Annotated in this window: 18 protein-coding genes; all 18 read left to right on the top strand. The window is 68.4% G+C overall.

Annotated features, from left to right (window positions below):
- The first annotated feature begins 26 nt into the window (after positions 1-26).
- The 18 genes from VNE60_01690 to rpmF all read left to right on the top strand — a co-directional run bounded on the left by VNE60_01690 (position 27) and on the right by rpmF (position 19,509).
- Entirely contained in the window at positions 27-572 is a 546-nt protein-coding gene (locus tag VNE60_01690) for an NAD(P)H-dependent oxidoreductase subunit E (GenBank protein HVB30219.1), read from the top strand.
- Complete coding sequence (gene nuoF, locus VNE60_01695; GenBank protein ID HVB30220.1) at positions 572-1,885, top strand: NADH-quinone oxidoreductase subunit NuoF; 1,314 nt, start codon at positions 572-574, stop codon at positions 1,883-1,885. The genes VNE60_01690 and nuoF overlap by 1 nt, the downstream gene beginning before the upstream one ends.
- Entirely contained in the window at positions 1,886-3,454 is a 1,569-nt protein-coding gene (locus VNE60_01700) for a 2Fe-2S iron-sulfur cluster-binding protein (GenBank protein ID HVB30221.1), read from the top strand. It abuts the gene before it with no gap.
- A complete protein-coding gene (nuoH, locus tag VNE60_01705; GenBank protein HVB30222.1) occupies positions 3,451-4,731 on the top strand; it encodes an NADH-quinone oxidoreductase subunit NuoH in 1,281 nt (426 codons plus the stop codon). The genes VNE60_01700 and nuoH overlap by 4 nt, the downstream gene beginning before the upstream one ends.
- A complete protein-coding gene (locus VNE60_01710) occupies positions 4,731-5,228 on the top strand; it encodes an NADH-quinone oxidoreductase subunit I (protein HVB30223.1) in 498 nt (165 codons plus the stop codon). The genes nuoH and VNE60_01710 overlap by 1 nt, the downstream gene beginning before the upstream one ends.
- Positions 5,228-5,776 (top strand): NADH-quinone oxidoreductase subunit J, encoded by a 549-nt coding sequence (locus tag VNE60_01715; protein ID HVB30224.1) that lies wholly within the window; start codon positions 5,228-5,230, stop codon positions 5,774-5,776. Before VNE60_01710 ends, VNE60_01715 begins: the two co-directional genes overlap by 1 nt.
- Positions 5,766-6,059: an NADH-quinone oxidoreductase subunit NuoK gene (gene nuoK, locus VNE60_01720; GenBank protein ID HVB30225.1), complete on the top strand. Its 294-nt coding sequence runs from the start codon at positions 5,766-5,768 to the stop codon at positions 6,057-6,059. Before VNE60_01715 ends, nuoK begins: the two co-directional genes overlap by 11 nt.
- Positions 6,059-8,251, top strand: a complete 2,193-nt coding sequence (gene nuoL / locus VNE60_01725; GenBank protein HVB30226.1) for an NADH-quinone oxidoreductase subunit L — start codon at positions 6,059-6,061, stop codon at positions 8,249-8,251. The genes nuoK and nuoL overlap by 1 nt, the downstream gene beginning before the upstream one ends.
- Positions 8,248-9,840, top strand: coding sequence for an NADH-quinone oxidoreductase subunit M (locus tag VNE60_01730; GenBank protein HVB30227.1), 1,593 nt, complete (start codon positions 8,248-8,250; stop codon positions 9,838-9,840). Before nuoL ends, VNE60_01730 begins: the two co-directional genes overlap by 4 nt.
- Positions 9,840-11,369, top strand: coding sequence for an NADH-quinone oxidoreductase subunit N (locus tag VNE60_01735; protein ID HVB30228.1), 1,530 nt, complete (start codon positions 9,840-9,842; stop codon positions 11,367-11,369). Before VNE60_01730 ends, VNE60_01735 begins: the two co-directional genes overlap by 1 nt.
- A gap of 68 nt (positions 11,370-11,437) precedes the next feature.
- Complete coding sequence (locus tag VNE60_01740; GenBank protein HVB30229.1) at positions 11,438-12,805, top strand: phosphomannomutase/phosphoglucomutase; 1,368 nt, start codon at positions 11,438-11,440, stop codon at positions 12,803-12,805.
- A 1-nt stretch (position 12,806) separates the two neighbouring features.
- Positions 12,807-15,269 carry a UPF0182 family protein gene (locus tag VNE60_01745; protein HVB30230.1) on the top strand — a complete coding sequence of 821 codons (2,463 nt, stop codon included), beginning with the start codon at positions 12,807-12,809 and terminating at the stop codon, positions 15,267-15,269.
- Complete coding sequence (locus VNE60_01750; protein ID HVB30231.1) at positions 15,266-16,222, top strand: carbamate kinase; 957 nt, start codon at positions 15,266-15,268, stop codon at positions 16,220-16,222. The genes VNE60_01745 and VNE60_01750 overlap by 4 nt, the downstream gene beginning before the upstream one ends.
- Positions 16,223-16,224: 2 nt before the next feature.
- On the top strand, positions 16,225-17,370 hold the full coding sequence (sucC, locus tag VNE60_01755; protein HVB30232.1) for an ADP-forming succinate--CoA ligase subunit beta: 1,146 nt from the start codon (positions 16,225-16,227) through the stop codon (positions 17,368-17,370).
- The gene (sucD, locus tag VNE60_01760; GenBank protein ID HVB30233.1) at positions 17,367-18,239 is read left to right on the top strand and encodes a succinate--CoA ligase subunit alpha; all 873 of its coding nucleotides are present in this window, start codon (positions 17,367-17,369) and stop codon (positions 18,237-18,239) included. Before sucC ends, sucD begins: the two co-directional genes overlap by 4 nt.
- A gap of 34 nt (positions 18,240-18,273) precedes the next feature.
- The gene (ndk, locus tag VNE60_01765) at positions 18,274-18,702 is read left to right on the top strand and encodes a nucleoside-diphosphate kinase (GenBank protein HVB30234.1); all 429 of its coding nucleotides are present in this window, start codon (positions 18,274-18,276) and stop codon (positions 18,700-18,702) included.
- A 77-nt stretch (positions 18,703-18,779) separates the two neighbouring features.
- Positions 18,780-19,292: a DUF177 domain-containing protein gene (locus tag VNE60_01770; protein ID HVB30235.1), complete on the top strand. Its 513-nt coding sequence runs from the start codon at positions 18,780-18,782 to the stop codon at positions 19,290-19,292.
- Positions 19,293-19,326: 34 nt separating this feature from the next.
- Positions 19,327-19,509, top strand: a complete 183-nt coding sequence (gene rpmF, locus VNE60_01775; GenBank protein HVB30236.1) for a 50S ribosomal protein L32 — start codon at positions 19,327-19,329, stop codon at positions 19,507-19,509.

Below are 19,509 nucleotides of genomic sequence, written 5' to 3' on the forward strand. Positions count from 1 at the left end.
CATACCTTCGAAGGAGATTCCGGCCGGTGAACGCGCAAGACATGGGCGGCGTGGACGCCCCCGCCGACGCATCGCACGGGCACCACGCGGAGCACTACCAGCCGGTGTTCGTCGGCGATCGGCGCCGGCAGCTCGACGAGCTGTTCACGCGCTACCCGACCAGGATGGCGGCGCTGCTGCCGGCCCTGTGGATGGTCCAGGAAGACCGCGGCTGGATCAGCGAAGAAGGGATGGCCGAGGTGGCCACCGTGCTGGAGCTCACCCCCGCATACGTGAAGGGCGTGGTGACCTTCTACACGATGTACCACCAGCACCCGGTGGGACGGCACTTCATCCAGGTCTGCACCACCTCGCCGTGCGCCGTGTGCGGGGCCGAGGACGTGCGCGACGCCTTCCTCCGCCATACGGGGTGCGAGGAGCTCGGCGTCACGTCGCAGGACGGACGGTTCACGGTGATCGAGGTCGAGTGCCTGGGCGCCTGCGGATTCGCGACGCCGGTGATGATCAACGAGCAATTCCTGGAATCGGTGACGCCCGAGAAGGTGCCCGAGATCCTCTCTGGTTTGAAATAATGGGATATCCGCACGCACCGCACGCTCGCGAGACGCTGCTGCTCTCCAAGTATTTCGGAGACCGGGAGGCGGTTTCGCTCGACGGCTGGAAGACGCGGGGGGGCTACACCGCGCTGCGCAAGGCGCTGGCCATGGAACCGGCAGAGATCGTCAACATCGTGAAGGAGTCGGGCCTGCGCGGGCGCGGCGGCGCCGGATTCCCCACGGGCGTGAAATGGTCGTTCATGAAGCCGGGGGACGGCAAGCCGCACTACCTGTGCTGCAACGCCGATGAATCGGAACCGGGCACGTTCAAGGACCGCGAGATCATGCGCTGGACGCCGCACGCCCTCATCGAGGGCTGCGCGATCGGCGCCTACGCGATCGGCGCCGAGACCTGCTACATCTACATCCGCGGCGAATTCACCGAGCCCATCGTCCGCATGGAAGCGGCGCTCGTCGAAGCGTACGCCGCCGGCATCCTCGGCAAGAACGCGATGGGCACCGGCAAGACGGTCAACGTCTACGTGCACAAGGGGGCGGGCGCCTACATCTGCGGTGAGGAGACGGCGCTCATGAACTCCATCGAGGGGCGGCGCGGCAATCCGCGCATCAAGCCGCCCTTCCCGGCGGTGTCGGGCGTGTTCGCGCAGCCGACCACGATCAACAACGTCGAGACGCTGGCCGCCATCCCCCACATCCTCAACCACGGCGGCGCGTGGTACAAGCAGTTCGGGCGCGCCGACAATCCCAAGAGCACGGGCACCAAGCTGTTCTCGGTCTGTGGCAACGTGCAGCGGCCGGGCAACTACGAAGTGACGCTCGGCTTCCCGTTCAAGGATTTCCTCTACGATCTGTGCGGTGGTCCGCGGCCGGGACGCCGGTTCAAGGCGATCATCCCCGGCGGCATCTCCGTGCCCATCCAGACGGTGGAGGAAGCCGAGGCGAGCCTCATGGACTACGAGGGGTTCGTGGACCAGGGCACGATGCTCGGCTCGGGGGGCGTGATCGTGATCGACGACGCGCAGAACCTGGTCAAGCAGATCGCGCGGGCGGCGCGCTTCTTCGCCCACGAGAGTTGCGCCCAGTGCACGCAGTGCCGCGAAGGCACGGCGTGGACCACGCGCATCCTCGATCGGATCGTGGCCGGCGACGGTACGGCCGAGGACCTCGACACCCTGCTCGACATCGCCGACAACATGACCGGAAAGACGATCTGCGTGCTCAGCGACTCGTGCGCCGTGCCCGTGGTGTCGGGCATCAAGAAGTTCCGCGGCGACTTCGAGGCGCTCATCAAGAAGAAGACGGTCCATCACGTCCCGGCGGTGGTGTAAATGCCCGATGCGAAGTTGGTCAACCTGACGATCGAAGGGCGGGCGGTCTCCGTCCCCGAGGGCACGTCGATTCTCGAAGCGGCCAAGGCGGCGGGCGTGCTCGTGCCGCACTACTGCTACCACCCGGGGCTCCCGGTGGCCGGCGTGTGCCGCATGTGCCTGGTCGAGGTCGAGAAGATGCCCAAGCTGGCCCCCTCCTGCGCCACGACGGTGGGCGAGGGCCAGGTGGTGCACGTGCATTCCCCCAAGGCGCTCGAGGCGCGCAAGGGCGTGCTCGAGATGCTGCTCATCAACCACCCGCTCGACTGTCCGATCTGCGACCAGGCCGGCGAGTGCGAGCTCCAGGACTACACGTTCCAGGAAGGCCGGTCCGAGGGGCGGCTGCGCGAGCCCAAGCGGTTCAATCCCGTTGAGGACTTCGGCGGCGACGTGATGTACGTGGCCAATCGCTGCATTCTCTGCACGCGCTGCGTGCGGTTCATGGGCGATGTGGCCCAGGACGCCGCCCTCAACGTGAGCGAACGCGGCGACCGCGCGCTCATCGGCAAGTTCGAGGGCAAGGATCTCACGCACCCGTGGGCCGGCAACGTCATCGACCTCTGTCCGGTCGGCGCCCTCCTGTCCAAGGATTCGCTCAACAAGGTGCGGGCGTGGGAAGTCGATCGCACCGCGTCCATCTGCCCGGGCTGTTCGCAGGGATGCAACATGATCATCGAGACGCGCGACAACATGGTCGTGCGCCTCCGCCCGCGCGCCAACGATGCCGTGAACCAGTACTTCCTGTGCGACGAGGGCCGGCTGGACTACCGCTGGATGAATCGCCAGGATCGCGTGGAATACCCGATGGTCCGGCAGGGCGAAGCGCTGGCGACCGCCGAGTGGGAGGCCGCCGTGTCCGCCGCCGCCGCGCTGGTGGCCGGCAAGCGAACGTTCGTGCTCGCCTCGCCCAACCTGCCGAACGAAGCGCTCTATCTGATCTCCCGGCTCGTGAAGAAGACGGGTGGCGTCGGCGCGTTCCGCGTGCGCCAGGGGTCCGAAGCGCCGCTGCCCGGAGTCGCCGACCTCGCGCGGCGGGCCGATCGGGCCGCCAACGGGCGCGGCGCCGAGCTGATGGGCCTGGCGCGTGACTCCGCGCCGCTCGCCAAGCTGCAGGCCGGCGACGTGCTGATCGTGGCCGACGAGGAGTTGGCCGGGGTCGACGCGCCCGACGTGGCCAAGGCGGGCGCGATCATCGTCATCGGCACCACGTTGCCCGGCTGGGCGCGCCACCTGGCCGCGGTGGTGCTGCCGATCAACAACATGGCCGAGGAGGAGGGCACGTTCACCAACCTCCGCGGGCGCGTGCAGCGGTTCCGGCAGGCCAAGGCGGGGCCCGGCTTCGCCCGCCCGAGTTGGCTCGTGCTGGCCGATCTCCTCACCGCGGTGGGGGACGCCGCGCCCTACATGCTCGCCAACGAAGTGTTCGCCGCGCTCGCCGCGGCGCATCCGGAGTTCGCCGGGATGTCGTATGACACGCTCGGACTCTCCGGCGCCGTCGTCCCGAGCGCGGGCGCGGGGGCCGTCGCATGACGATCCTCGGCAACGCGCTGCTCCAGATCGCGAGTCCGCAACTGCCGCCGCCGTCCAACGTCGTGTTCTTCGTGGCGACGGTGATCAAGATCGTGGTGCTGTTCTCGCTCTACATGGTGGGCGTGGCCTTGCTCACGCTGGCCGAACGCAAGGTCTCGGCGTGGATCCAGGATCGGCACGGCCCCAACCGCGTGGGGCCCGGCGGCCTCCTCCAGCCGGCGGCCGATGGGCTCAAGAACATCATGAAGGAGGAGACGTACCCCGACGCGGCGAACATCCCGCTGTTCGTGCTCGCGCCGATAATGGCATTCGTGCCGGCCATGCTCACGTGGTGCGTGATCCCGTTCGCCGCGCCGTTGCCCACGCGCTGGGGCCTCATCGACATGGTCATCGCGCCGCTGCCGATCGGCTACCTGTTCATCCTCGCGATCTCCTCGCTGGGGGTGTACGGCATCGTCCTCGCCGGGTGGAGCTCCAACAACAAGTACGCGCTGCTGGGAGGCCTCCGGGCGAGCGCGCAGATGGTGTCGTACGAGATCGCCATGGGGATGGCGACGATCCCGGTGCTGCTGCTGGCCGGCAACGTCGCCCTCAACGACATCGTGCTCCAGCAGGCGCACGGCCTGTGGAACGTGCTCGGGCTCACCGTGGCGTTCTTCATCTTCCTCGTGGCGGCGTTCGCCGAGACCAACCGGCTGCCGTTCGACATGCCCGAAGCCGAATCCGAGCTCGTGGCCGGTTACCACTCGGAATACAGCGCCATGAAGTTCTCGATGTTCTTCATCGCCGAATACGCGAACATGGTCACCGCCAGCGCGCTGATGGTGACGCTGTTCTTCGGCGGCTGGGACATCCCGGGGCAGTGGGACGTGGCGCCGTGGAGCGTCCTCAAGACCTTCGCCACCGGCGGGTTCTTCCTGTTCAAGGTGCTGTTCTTCCTGTTCTTCTACATGTGGATCCGCTGGACTCTGCCGCGGTTCCGCTACGATCAGTTGATGGCGCTGGGATGGAAGTTCATGCTGCCGCTGTCGCTGAGCTACATCGTGGTGATGGCGAGCGCGATCCTCGGACTCGACGCCGCCGGCGTGGCCCGCGGGTCGTGGGCGTTCGGCCTGTCGTTGCTGGCGCTCAACGTGGTCCTCGTCGCGATCCTGTTCTTGTTCATCGACCGCGGCCGGCTGATCAGCCCGGCCTATTCCCGGCTCGACAAACGCAATCTCGACACGCTCCGCGCCGCGGCGGCTGAGTCGTCACTGATGAGGGAGGGGCGCGACTGATGGCAATCGGCATCAAGGTGCTGGACCGCCCGATCGACCAGAGCAGCTACGTGCGTGCCACGCTCAAGGGCATGGTCCTCACCGCCAAGCACCTGCTCAATCCCCAGAAGGTGACCACCCAGTATCCCGAGCAGAAGAAGTCGCTCTCGCCCCGCTGGCGCGGTACGCACCGGATGCTGACCACCGAGGACGGCAAGGCCAAGTGCGTCGCCTGCGGGCTCTGTCCCACCGTCTGTCCGGCCAACTGCATCAAGCTCGTGCCGGGCGAGGACGAGAAGGGCAACCGCTATCCGCTGGTGTTCGAGATCGACGAGTTCCGCTGCATCTTCTGCGGCTACTGCCAGGAAGTGTGCCCCGAGGAGGCGATCCACGTCGGCCGCCACTACGAGAACGCGGAATACAGCCGCCAGGGCTTTGTCTACGACCTCGAACGGCTGACGGCGCAGACCCACCCGGTGTGCGAGATGTGGGATCCCGCCGACCCCAAGGGGGAGTGATGCCAGGGCAGATCTCGCTCTTCTACGAATTCCATTTCTACCTGTTCGGCCTCATCGCGATCGCGTCCGCCCTCGTCTTCGTCACCCGGAAGAGTCCGGTCGCGGCGGCGCTCTGGCTCGTGGTGACGATGTTCTGCCTGGCGGCGCTCTACGTGCTGCTCGACGCCCAGTTCATCGGGGCCATCCAGGTGATCGTGTATGCGGGCGCGATCATGGTCGTGTTCCTGTTCGTGATCATGCTCCTCAACCTCGGGGAGCCGGCGGCGATCGCCGATGCCAGGTCGCTGGGCTGGAAGCTCGCCGCCGGCGCGGTGGGCCTCGGGTTGCTGGCCGAGCTGTTCACGCTGGTCCACGGCACCGCCGCCCAGCCGTTCGCACTGCCGGCCGGATACGCGGCCGAGCAGGTGGCCGCCCAGGGTGCGATCGCCCCGATCGCCGGGCCGTTGTTCCACCAATACCTGCTGGCATTCGAGATCACGAGCATGGTGCTGCTGGCCGCGATCGTCGGCGCCGTGGTCCTCGGCAAGCGGAGGACCGATGCTCGCTGAGGCGCTGTTCTTTTCCGCCGTCCTATTCTCGATCGGCGTCGTCGGCGTGCTCACGCGCCGCAACGCCATCATCCTGTTCATGTGCGTCGAGCTCATGCTCAACGCCGTCAACCTGACGTTCGTGGCCTTCTCGCGCGTGTACGGCGCCGGCGGCCAGGTGTTCGTGTTCCTCGTCATGACCGTCGCGGCCGCCGAGGCCGCCGTTGGCCTCGCGATCATCATCGCGCTCTTCCGCCATCGGCACACGGTCAATCTTCAGAACATCAACCTCCTGAAGGGCTGATGCTCCTGCAATCCGTAGCATCCACGGGGGGCCATCCGCTTGCCGGCACCGTTGCCGACTGGTTGTGGGCCATCCCCCTGTTGCCCTTACTCGGGTTCCTGATCAACGGCGCCCTGTCGCTCAAGGCCGTGGCCCACTTCGGGCCCGCCGACCCCGGCGCCGGATCGCACGACGCCGAGGCGTCCGACCATCCCGCCGGCCACGACGCGCACGCTCCCACCCGGCATCGGTTCGCGGCCGTCACGAGCATCGTCGGGCCGGGCGTCCTCGTCGCGACGTTCCTGCTCGCGCTCGCGATCTTCGTCCGCATGCAGGGCCTCGGCGAGATGGCCGAGCCGTTCATCCAGCGGTACTTCGCCTGGATGCCGGTGGGCCAACTCACGATCGACGTCGCGTTCCGGCTCGACCAGCTGTCGATGGTCATGGTGCTGGTGGTGACCGGCGTCGGCATGCTCATCCACCTGTTCAGCGTCGGCTACATGCAGGACGATCCGGGGTACCCGCGCTACTTCGCGTACCTCAACCTGTTCGTCTTCTTCATGCTGGTGCTGGTGCTCGGCGCCAACTACCCGATCCTGTTCATCGGATGGGAGGGCGTGGGCCTCTGCTCCTACCTGCTGATCGGATTCTGGTTCAGCGAGAAGGCCAACGCCGACGCCGGCAAGAAGGCGTTCATCGTCAACCGCATCGGCGACTTCGGCTTCCTGATCGCGATGTTCCTGCTGTTCGCGAACTTCGGCACGCTGGACTTCAGCCGCCTGCAGGCGATGTCCGGGCAGTTCGTGTTCGGCGGGGCGCTGATCACGACGATCGCGCTCTTCTTCTTCCTCGGCTGCGCCGGCAAGAGCGCCCAGATTCCGTTGTACATCTGGCTCCCCGACGCGATGGCCGGTCCGACGCCCGTCTCGGCGCTGATCCATGCCGCGACGATGGTCACGGCCGGCGTGTATCTCATCGCCCGCAGCAACTTCGTGTTCGCGGCGGCCCCGGTGGCCGGCCTCACGGTGGTCGTGGTGGGCGCCGCCACGGCGCTGTTCGCGGCCACGATCGGCCTCAAGCAGTGGGACATCAAGAAGGTCCTCGCATACTCCACCGTCTCGCAGCTCGGCTACATGTTCGTGGGCGTGGGCGCAGGGGCCTACGTGGCAGGCATCTTCCACCTGATGACGCACGCGTTCTTCAAGGCGCTGCTGTTCCTGGGATCCGGCTCGGTGATCTATGCCATGCACCGGGCCTATCACCACACCAACAATCATGACGACGCGCAGGACATGCGGAACATGGGCGGGCTCCGGCACCACATGAAGGCCACCTGGGTGGTCATGTGGATTGCCACCCTGGCCATCTGCGGCATTCCGCCGTTTGCCGGATTCTTCTCCAAGGATGAGATCCTCGGCACCGTGTTCGCCCGCGCCAACGGCAGCACGCTCGCCCAGGCGCACTGGCTCGGCATTCCCGGCACGGTGGTGCTCTACGCGGCCTACACGGTTGGCCTCGCGGCGGCGCTCCTGACCGCGGTCTACATGACCCGGATGATGCTGTACACCTTCCATGGGCCCAACCGGACCGGCGAGCACGAGCGCGAGCATCTGCACGAGGCGCCGTGGATCATGACCGGGCCGCTCATCGTCCTCGCCATCCTGAGCGCGGTCGGCGGCTGGTTCAACCTCCCCGAAGTGGTCACCCACTACCTCCCGCTCGGTCCCACCGGCAGCCTGGAGCGCTGGCTCGACCCCGTGGTGGGGCGGAGCACGGCCGAGGTCATCGGGACCGGTCCCGCGCAGGCCGCGCCCGGCACCGAGGCGTTGCTGATCGCGGTGGCCGTCGCCGTGGCGGTGGCCGGCATCGCGATCGCCGTGGTGAAGCTCAAGCCGGCAGCGCTCGTCCCCAAGGCGCAGGCCAAGCCCGAAGAAGGGTTTGCCCGGGTGCTCGCCAACAAGTACTACGTGGACGAGATCTACGACGCGACCGTCGTGAAGGGCACGTACGGCACGGCCCGCAACCTCCTCTGGCGCGGCATCGATGTGGGCCTGATCGACGGGCTCATGGTCAACGGCACCGCGTGGGCAGCGCGATTCGCGGGCTGGATCGGGTCGCAACTGCAGTCCGGACAGCTTGGCACATACGCGTGGGTCCTGGTGCTCGGCGTACTCCTCGTCCTCGGCGCCTTCCACCACGCGGTGCTGCCATGAACGCATTCCTGACCTCGATCGGGTACATGCACTGGGTGCTTCCGGTGCTGCTACTGCTCCCCGTGCTCGGCGCGGTGGCCATCTGGATCCAGGGCGCCCCGGGCGGACTTCCCGGCGACGACGACGTCGCGTCGGGCGCCGCGTCCGTCCCGCGGGTGATGGCCCTCATCACCTTCGGCATCGAATTCGTCGTGTCGGCCGGCCTCTGGTGGTCGTTCGACGCCGCCTCGGCGGGATGGCAGGCGGTGTTCGACCGCCCGTGGATCGGCGCCTGGGGCATCCGGTTCACGGTGGGCATCGACGGCATCTCGCTGATGATGATCCTGCTCACCACGGGGACGATGTTCCTGGCCGTCCTCGGCAGTTGGACGAGCGTGCGCAAGCGGACGCACACGTACTACGCCTTGTTGCTCCTCCTCACCACGGGCATGCTCGGCGTCTTCATGGCGCTCGATCTCTTCCTGTTCTACGTGATGTGGGAAGTGATGCTCGTGCCGATGTACTTCATCATCGGCGTATGGGGCGGGGAGCGGCGCATCTACGCCAGCCTCAAGTTCTTCCTCTACACGATGATCGGCTCGATGCTGATGCTGGTCGCCATCGTGTATCTCGGGATCGCGGCGCGGTCGCCGATGACCGGCATCCCGAACTTCAGCTACGACGTGATCATGCAGACGGCCAAGATTCCGCCGTCGACCGCGTTCTGGCTCTTCGGCGCCTTCTTCCTCGCATTCGCGGTCAAGGTGCCGATGTTCCCGTTCCATACCTGGCTGCCCGATGCGCACGTCGAGGCCCCCACCGCCGGATCGGTGGTGCTGGCCAGCATCATGCTCAAGCTGGGCACCTTCGGGTTCCTGCGGCTCGCCGTGCCGTTGTTCCCGGCCGTCGCCACCAACGACACCGTGCGGGCCATCATCCTCTCGCTGGCCGTGATCGGCATCGTGTACGGCGCGCTGGTGTCTCTGGTCCAACCCGACTTCAAGAAACTCGTGGCCTATTCGTCGGTGAGCCATCTGGGCTTCGTGATGCTCGGCATCTTCGCGCTCACCGTGCAGAGCGTGCAGGGCGCGCTGATGGTGATGATCAACCACGGCATCTCCACCGGCGCGCTGTTCTTTCTCATCGGCATGATCTACGAACGGCGCCACACCCGCCTCATCGAGGACTACGGCGGCCTCGCCCGCGTCGTCCCGATGTTCGCGGCGGCCCTCACCCTCGTGACCTTCAGCAGCATCGGGGTGCCCGGCACCAACGGGTTCGTCGGTGAGTTCCTCGTGCTCATCGGCGCCTTCCGCACGTACCCGATGTTCGCCTTCGTCGCCACGACGGCGGTGATCTTCTCGGCCGCCTACATGCTGTGGGCCATCCAGCGGATCCTGTTCAACCCGCTCGACAAGCCCGTGAACTTCCACATCCCCGATCTCAATCGCCGCGAGCTGGCCCTCCTCGTGCCGCTCCTCGCCGCCATCATCTGGCTGGGCGTCTATCCCAAGCCGGTGCTCGACCGCATGCAGGTCTCGGCGCAGCACTTCGTGCAGACGGTGCAGGACCGGGCCCAGCTGATGGCGGCCGTCGGAGGGGGCAACTGATGCCGCCATTCGATCTCTCCGTCCCGTCGCAGCTCATGGCGGCGCTGGGGCCCGACATCGTGCTCATGGTGGGCGCGATGCTGCTGCTCCTCTGGGCGGCCTGGCGTCCCGCCAGCGCGGCCCACCAGCGCGCCGTCGGCATCGGCAGCTTGATCCTCACCGTGATCACGGGCGGGGTCACGGTCTGGTACCTCTATCAGATGCGCACGGCCACATCCGGGCCGATCGCCGTCGACAACTTTCGCTGGATGGCCGATCTGGTCATCCTGCTCGGCGCGCTGTTCGCGATCGCCCTCACGATCGATGACAACGACCGGCAGGGGATCACGGTGGCCGAGTCCCACGTGCTCATCCTGTTCGCCACGTCGGGCATGATGCTCCTCGCCGCCGCCCACGACCTCATGATCGTGTTCCTCGGCGTGGAGATGATGTCGCTCTCCGTGTACGCCCTGGCGGGCATCAATCGCCGCAGCGCCCGCGGTGCCGAAGGAGCACTCAAGTATTTCCTGCTCGGGGCGTTCGCCACCGCGTTCCTGCTGTACGGAATGGCGCTGGTCTACGGCGCCACCGGATCCACCAACCTCGCCGACATCGCCGATCGGATCCAGCGCCTGGCCCTGCTGCGCAGTCCGCTGCTCGTGATCGGCGTGGGGTTGATGCTGATCGGCTTCGCCTTCAAGGTGGCGGCGGTGCCGTTCCACATGTGGGCGCCCGACGTGTACGACGGCGCGCCGTCGCCGATCACCGCCTTCATGGCCGCCACGGTCAAGGCGGCGGCCTTCGCCGCGCTCCTGCGCGTGTGGATGCAGGCGTTCCCGGCGGCGTATGACGCCTGGCGACCCGCCCTCGGCGCCATCGCGATCGCGACGATGGTCGTGGGCAACGCCGTGGGACTCGCCCAGCGCAACATCAAGCGCATGCTCGCATATTCGAGCATCGCCCATGCGGGATTCCTGCTCGTCGCCCTGGCCTCCGGCAGTTCGCAGGCGGGCTCGGCGATGCTGTTCTATCTCCTCGCGTATACGCTGGCCACCTTCGGCGCCTTCGCCGTGATCATCGTCATGTCGCAGACCGGCGACCGCCCGGTGCTGATCGACGACTTCGCGGGCCTCTGGTCGGTGCGGCCATGGTTGGCGCTCGGCATGGGCATCCTGATGCTGTCGCTGCTCGGGTTCCCGATCTTCGGCGGCGCCGGCTTCTTCGCCAAGTGGTACGTGCTGCAGGCCGCCATCCAGACCCCGGTCCCGCAGGCCACGCTGGCTGTGGTCCTCGTGCTCACCACCGTGGTGTCCGCGGGCTACTATCTGCGTGTCGTGATGGTGATGTTCATGAAGCCGCGTCAGGACGGCGCCCCGGTTCCCGGCGCCACGCCGCTGCTCACCCGGGTGGTGGTCGTGGCCAGCGTGGTCGCCATCCTGCTGCTCGGCGTCATGCCGGATCGCTTCGCGCGCCTGGCCGGGGCGGGAATGCTCCCGAACGTGCCGTACGCTGCCGCAACGTCCAACACCGTGAGCGCGGCCCGGCCATAGCGCGCCGGCCCGGAACGCGCACCACGGACGGGGCCTCGTACGGCCCCGTCCGCATTTCGAGGACTTCGATGACCGTTGCATCCGGAATCTTTCGCGAGTACGACATCCGCGGGGTGGTCGGGGCCGACCTCACCACCGAGGCCGCGCGCGCGGTCGGGGCGGCCTACGCCGCCTATCTGGCGCAGCGCGGCGTCCACGGCCCGCTGGTCGTGGGGCGCGACAACCGCCCCAGCGGCGGGGCGCTCCGCGATGCGCTCGTCGACGGACTGACGGCGAGCGGCGTCGACGTCGTGGACATCGGGGTCGTCCCCACGCCCCTGATGTACTGGGGGCTCCATCACCTCGGCGTGGCGGGCGGCATCCAGATCACCGGCTCCCACAACCCGCCCGAGTTCAACGGGTTCAAGATCTGCCTCGGGACCGCGTCGGTGTACGGCGCCGAGATCCAGACGTTGCGCGAGCTCGCCCAACGCGGCGGCGGCCCCCGCGGCCAGGGCACGGTGCGCCACGAGGCGATCATCGATCGCTATATCGACGACATCGCCGCGCGGATCGGCCCGCTCGCGCGCCGCGTGCGCGTGGTGTTCGACTGCGGGAACGGGGCGGGCGCCCTGGTGGCGCCCCAGCTCTTCCGGCGGCTGGGCGTCGCCGGGCGCGGATTGTTCTGCGAGAGCGACGGCACGTTTCCCAATCACCACCCCGACCCCACGGTGCCCGAGAACCTCGAAGCCCTCGTCGCCGCCGTACGCGAGGACGGCGCCGAGTTGGGCATCGCGTTCGACGGCGACGCCGATCGGATTGGCATCGTCGATGGCGACGGCACCATCATCTGGGGCGACCGTCTGTTGATCCTGTACGCCCGCGATGTGCTGCGGCGCACGGGGCAGGGGCAGTCCGTCATCTTCGACGTGAAATGCTCCCAGGCCCTGCCCGACGCCATCCGCGCCGCCGGCGGCGAGCCCGTGATGTGGAAGACGGGCCACTCGCTGATCAAGGAGAAGATGAAGGAACTGCACGCACCGCTCGCCGGCGAGATGTCGGGCCACATGTTCTTCACGGAGGGGTTCTACGGACACGATGACGCGCTCTACGGCGCGGCGCGCCTGCTCCGCATCGTGGCCGAGGCCGGACGCACCGTGCGCGAACTGCTGGCCGACGTGCCCGCGTATCACGCCACGCCGGAGCTGCGGGTGGAGTGTCCCGACGAGCTCAAGTTCGATATCGTGGCGCGCGCCGTGCAGCATTTTCGTTCCACCCACGACGTCATCGACGTCGACGGCATCCGCGTCCTGTTCGGCGACGGCTGGGGCCTCATCCGGGCCTCGAACACGCAGCCGGTGATCGTCACGCGGTTCGAAGCCCGCACCGAGACCCGGCTGCGCGAGATCCGCGCCGAGATGGAAGGCTGGCTGCGCGCCCAGGGCGTGCGGGTGTGACGTGACGTCCCGGCGCTGGCTCGCCCTGCTCCTCGTCGCCGGCGCCGTCTCGCTGCTGGTGGCCCGCGAACTGTCGCAGTTCTATGCCGGGTATCGCTGGTACCGGGCGGCGGGGGCGCTCTCGCTCTGGGAGGCCCGCCTCTCCTCGCTGCTGCTGCTCCGGCTCGCCGGCGGCGCCGCCCTCTCTGTGTTCGCGTTCGCCAACTTCTACGCCGTGCGCCAATCGGTGGTCTCGCTGGTGCTGCCGCGGCGCATCGGGAATCTGGACATCGGCGAGGAGGTCTCCAGCCGCGCGCTCACCAGCATGGCGCTGGGACTCGCCCTGATCGTCGCCGCGGCCCTCGCGCTGTCCCTCACCGATTGGACGGGCTTCCTGCTGGCTCGGATCGGCCGGCCGTTCGGGGAGACCGATCCGTATTTCGCCGCCGACCTCGGGTTCTTCGTGTACCGGCTTCCGTTCGAGGTCACGCTGTTCACCTGGGCCACCGCCAGCACGCTCTGCGTGGCCGCCGTCGTCGTGTTCCTGTACGTCCTCACCCCCGGCCTCCGGTGGGAGCAGGGCCGGCTGCATCTCTCGGAGTACGTGCGCCGCCACCTCGCCGTGCTCGGCGGCGTGATCATGCTCCTGCTCGCGTGGCACTTCCGGCTCGAGATGTACGGCACGCTCCTCGACGGCACCGGCCCGAACGGCGCGCTCACCGCGGTTGATCACCGCGTGCGCATTCCGGGCAGCCTGCTGCTGTCCATGATCACGTTCGCCTGCGGCTTGATCGTGGTCTGGGCGGGCGGCACCGGACAGCGGCGCCTGGCGCTCACGGCGTTGCTCGGCGCCCTCGTCGCGGGTGTCGCCACGCGCGACGTCGCGCCGATCGTGGCCCGGCGCATCTTCGAGGACGGTCCCGACGCCGCCGCGCGCGAGCGCCCGTACGAGGCGACGCGAGCCGGCTACACGCGGCGCGCCTATGCCGTGGACCGGATCGTCGTTTCCGACTCGAGCGCCGCGTTCGCCACGCTCGCCGAAGCCGCCGTCGGCGTGCCCGATTGGGACGCCCGTCCGTTGGCGCGCGCCGTGGAATCCGAGTCTCGGCTCGGTCCGGGCGCCCGGGTTGCCTGGGAGAGCCGCCGCGACGGGCTCGTGGGCGTGATCGCATCGCCGCAGCCGCCACCGGCGCCCGGCCAAGCGGCCCCCGTGGGCATCGTGGTACGCACGCTGGCCTCGGCGGCCGATGCGCGCGGCGCGCCGGTTCGGCTGCCCGCGGCCGGGAGCGACGACGACGCGCTGCTGCTCGCGCCGTCGATCATCCTCGACACGGCCAGCGGGTACGCCGTGGTCCCCGACTCGGGCGGCCGCGTGGCCGGCGCACCGCTCACGTCGCCACTCGAACGGCTCGCCGAAGCGCTGAGCGTGCAGAACCTGCGCCTCTGGTTCCAGGAACTGCCCGAGCCGCGTCCCGTGCTCGTCACCGTGCGCGACGCGCGCCAACGCGTCGCCGCCGTCGCGCCCTTCTTCGCGCAGGGCAGCGAAGTCGTCCCACTGGTGGTGGGCGACTCGCTGACCTGGGCCATCGACCTGTACTCGGCCTCGTCCACATATCCCCTCAGCCAGCGGTTCGTCATGGCCGGCAAGGAGCGGAGCTACTTCCAGCACGCGGCCACCGCACTCGTCGCCTCCAGCACCGGGGTCGTGCGCCTGGTCGCCGACAGCGTGCTCGACCCCCTCGCCGCCACCTGGGTCCAGGCGTTCCCCGCGCTGTTCGTGCGCGCGGGCGCCGTCGAGCCGCCGCTGCTCGGCGACCTCCCGCCGGCCATCGACGGCCTGCGCGCGCAATCGCTGGCGTTCGGCCGCTATGGCACCCGGATCAACAGCGGCGCGCCCGGGCATCCGGCCGTCGTGGACGGCGCCGACAGTATGCTCGCCGCACAGCTCCCCGTATTCGCGCTCCCGCGCGGCGGTCCCACGGCGCTCGAGATTCCGCTCCTCGACGCGGCGGAGCGTGTGCGCGGCATTCTGGTGGGCGAGGGCGGCGCCCGCCACCGCACCGTGTGGCTCGCGAACGCCGGGCCCCTTCCGTCCTGGCAGGCGGTGCTCGACCGCCTCGGCGCGGCCGATAGCATCGCGCGCCCCGCCAACGTGACGGCGGTGCACGGCGTGGTTCGCGCCTTCGCGCTCGGACGCGGCGTGGCGTTCATGCAGCCCACGTATCGATGGACGCCCGGCGCCGTCCCGGCGCTCCTCCACGTGGCGTATCTCGTCAACGACACCGTGCGTATCGCGCCCACGCTGCGCGGCGCCGCGGGCGTCGTCCTGCCGTCCACCGACTCCGGGCCCGCCAGCCGCCGGACCCGGCAGACGATGCTCGCGCTCTACCAGGAAATGCGCGACGCGCTGCGCCGCGGCGATTGGGACGCGTTCGGCAAGGCGTTCGACACGCTGGGCGCGCTCCTGTCCAGGCCCCAGCCATGACCGAGCGCCCCGCGCCGCACACCGCCATCGTCGCGCTGGGCGGCAACGCCCTCGCGCCGTCCGGGGAGGCCTCGACCGTCCACGACCAGTTCCGCCACGCGCGCGAGAGCCTGGCCCCGATCGTCGATCTGATAATCGCCGGCTGGAACATGTGCATCGTCCACGGCAACGGGCCGCAGGTGGGCGACGAGTTGGTGCGCAACGAGTTGGCGCGCCGCGACGCGAGTCCGCTGCCGCTCGGCGTGCTCGTGGCCGAGACCGCCGGCTGGATCGGCTACATGATCCAGCAATCGCTCGACAATGCGCTCCGGCGGGCCGGGCACCCCCGCGAGGTCGTCACGGTCATCACGCAGGTCCAGGTCGACCGCCACGACCCGGCGCTCGGGACGCCCACCAAGTTCATCGGCCATCCGCTCACGCCGGAACGCGCGCGTCAGGTGGAGGCCGAGGGGTACGCGGTGCGGCCCGACGGACGCGGCCGCCTGCGGCGCGTGGTGGGAAGTCCCGCGCCGCTCGCCGTGCACGAGGCTTCGGTCGTGCGGCGGCTGCTCGACGCCGGCGTGGTCGTGATCGCGTGCGGCGGCGGCGGGGCGCCCATTTACGATGATCCGTCGCTAGGTTGGGAGGGTGTCGACGCCGTCGTGGACAAGGATCTGGCGGCAGCAGTGCTGGCGCGCGATCTGGGCGCTGAGTTGCTGCTCATCCTCACCGACGTCGACGCCGTCTATGCAGATTGGGGAACGCCGCGACAACGGCCGCTGTCGACTCTGACGGCGGACGACGCGGCCCGCATGGACCGCGCGGGCGCATTCGGGGAAGGGAGCATGGCCCCGAAGATCCGCGCGGCGATAGACTTCGTGCGCCGCACCGGCGGCCGCGCGATCATCACAGAGCTGAGCCGGGGACGCGACGCGGTTCGCGGCGCAGCCGGAACGACCATCACCGCGGAGTAGGCGTGAACATTCACGAGTATCAGGCCAAGGAGATTCTGCGCGCCCAGGGCGTGCCGATCCCCCCGGGCGAAGTGGCCACCACCCCGGACCAGGCAGAAGCGATCGCGAAGAAGTTCGGTGGCACCGTGGTCATCAAGGCGCAGGTGCACGCCGGCGGCCGCGGCAAGGCGGGCGGCGTGAAGCTCGCCAAGGATCCCGCCGAGGCCCGCGCCGTGGCGGCGAAGATCCTCGGCATGCACATCAAGGGGCTCACCGTGGAGAAGGTGCTGGTGACTCCGGCCGCCGACATCGCCAGCGAGGCGTACGTGGGCGTCATCCTCGATCGTGCCTCCAAGCGCCCGGTGTTCATGGTGAGCCCGGCCGGCGGCATCGACATCGAGGAGGTCGCCGCCAAGACCCCGGACAAGATCCGGCGGCTCCCCGTGGACACGCGCTATGGACTCCTCGGGTATCAGGCGCTGGAGCTCGGATTCTTTCTCTACGACGACCTCAAGAAAGCGCGCGCCGCCGGCGCCATCATGCAGAAGCTGTACGCGGCGTTCATGCAGAGCGGCGCGTCGCTGGCCGAGATCAATCCGCTCGTCGTCACCGTGGCCGGCGACGTCGTGGCGCTCGACGCCAAGATGGTGATCGATGATAACGAGCTCGATCGCCGTCCCGAGATCGCCGCCCTGCGCGACGAGAGCTCCGAAGCCCCCAGCGAGGTGGACGCGCGCAAGTCCAACCTCACCTTCATCAAGCTCGAGGGTGACGTGGGCTGCGTGGTGAACGGGGCGGGCCTCGCCATGGCTACCATGGACCTGGTCAAGTACTACGGCGGCGAACCCGCCAACTTCCTGGACATCGGCGGCTCGTCCAACCCCGAGAAGGTGGTGAACGCGCTCCGCATCATCACCGCCGACGCGAGCGTGAAGGCCATCCTGTTCAACATCTTCGGCGGCATCACCCGCACCGACGACGTGGCCAACGGCATCGTGACCGCCACCAGAGCCAATCCACTCAAGGTGCCGATCGTGATTCGGCTGACCGGCACGAACGAGGAAATCGCGGTGAAGATTCTCAAGGACAACGGATTCTCGGCGTCCGCCGACATGGACGAAGCGGTGAAACAGGCCGTGGCCCTCGCCAAGGGAGGGAAGGCCGCGTGAGCATCTTCATCGACAATTCCACCACCGTCATCGTGCAGGGCATCACCGGCCGCGACGGCTCGTTCCACACCAAGCAGATGATCGAATACGGCACCAAGGTCGTCGGCGGCGTCACGCCGGGCAAAGGCGGCCAGACGTTCGAGAACACGGTGCCGATCTTCAACACGATGCACGACGCCGTGGCCGCCACCGGCGCCAACACGAGCGTCATCTACGTGCCGCCGGTGTTCGCCGCCGACGCGATCATGGAAGCCGCCGATGCCGGCATCAAGTTCATCGTCGCCATCACCGAAGGCGTGCCCGTGCTCGACATGACGCGGGTGTACCCGTTCGTGAAGGAGAAGGGCGCCCGCCTGCTCGGCCCCAACTGCCCGGGGCTCATCACGCCGGGACAATCCAAGGTGGGCATCATTCCCGGCCGCATCTGCACCCTCGGCCACGTCGGCGTCGTGAGCCGCTCCGGCACCCTCACCTACGAGATCGTCTACCAGCTCACCCGGGCCGGCCTCGGCCAGTCCACCTGCGTGGGCATCGGCGGCGACCCGATCAACGGCACCAACTTCATCGACTGCCTGGCGGCGTTCGAGAAGGACCCGCACACCAGAGCCGTGGCGATGATGGGCGAGATCGGCGGCACCGACGAGCAGGAAGCGGCCGCGTTCGTCAAGCAGCACATGACCAAGCCCGTGGTCGGATTCATCGCCGGCCAGACCGCGCCGCCGGGCCGCCGCATGGGCCACGCCGGCGCGATCATCTCGGGATCGTCGGGCACGGCGGCCGAGAAGATCGCCGCGTTCGAGGCCGCCGGCATGGGCATCGCCAAGCGCCCGATCGATTTCGTGGACCTGATCAAGGCGCGCCTCAAGTAGCGCGCGCCGTCACACCCAACCCCACCGTTTCCCAATGGCGCACCATCAGACGCTGACCATCATCAAGCCCGACGCCTTCGCGGCCGGGAAAGCCGGCAAGATCATCGCCCATCTCGAAGGGCAGGGGTTCGTGATCCGCGCCGCGCGCGTGATGCACCTCACCCAGGCGCAGGCCGGCGAGTTCTACGCCGTCCACCGCGACCGGCCGTTCTACGCCTCGCTCGTCACCTTCATGACCTCCGGCCCGTGCATGCCCATCGTGCTCGAGAAGCCCGACGCGGTTGCGGCCCTGCGCAAGGCGATCGGCGCCACCGACCCCGCAGAGGCCGAAGCGGGCACGGTGCGCAAATTGTACGCGGAGTCCAAGGAGCGGAACGCCATCCACGCCTCGGACAGTGACGAGAACGCCGAGCGCGAGTCCCGCTTCTTCTTCGCGGAGAGCGATCAGATCGCCGCCATGTAACCCCACGCCAAGGCTGGCTAACTTCTCTGGTGGCGCGGACTTGTGAAGGCCTTTCCAGACGAGTAGGTTTCATGGCTATGCTGTCCTTCGACATTCGGGACCTCGAGTCCAATGCGGTGGCGGTGGATACCACGCTGTCCGCCGCCGACCCGATCTGGCAGCCCGGAGATCCGGTGCCACCCGATGGCGTTCGTGTGACCGGTCGCCTCTCGGCGGCCGGCCCCGGGCGGTTCTACTGGCACGGCCGTCTCGCCGGCAGCGCGACGATGCCGTGTCGGCGCTGTTTGACCGACACCCCGGTCGCGGTGCAGGATGAGGCGCATCTCATCTTTGCCGCCACCGGCGGTGAAGAACCTGAGGACCCGGACGTGTATATGTTCGGGCCGCGGGACAGGGAGCTCGATCTTCGCCCGGCTGTCCGGGAATTGTGGCTGCTCAATGCGCCGACGTTCGTGCTGTGCAGGGAGGACTGCAAGGGACTCTGTCCCACCTGCGGGGCCGACCTGAACGCCGGTTCCTGTGGTTGCCCCACCGCCCACGATGCGCGTTGGGACACGCTGCACAAACTCGATTCTTCCCCCAGCACGTAGCTTTCCTTCAGACTCTCAACGATTTCATCGAGCCATGGCCGTCCCGAAGCGTAGAACCTCCAAGCGCAAGAAGCGCGCCCGCAACACCCACAAGAAGGCGCCGGCAATCGCGCTCCAGAAGTGCCCGCGGTGTCAGGCAATGAAGCGCCCGCATCGGGTCTGTGACGAATGCGGATATTACGCCGGTAAACAGCGAGTCGCCGCCAAGGAAGCCTGA

The sequence above is a fragment of the Gemmatimonadaceae bacterium genome, from assembly GCA_035533755.1.
In the GTDB taxonomy this organism is placed as follows: Bacteria; Gemmatimonadota; Gemmatimonadetes; order Gemmatimonadales; family Gemmatimonadaceae; genus JAGWRI01.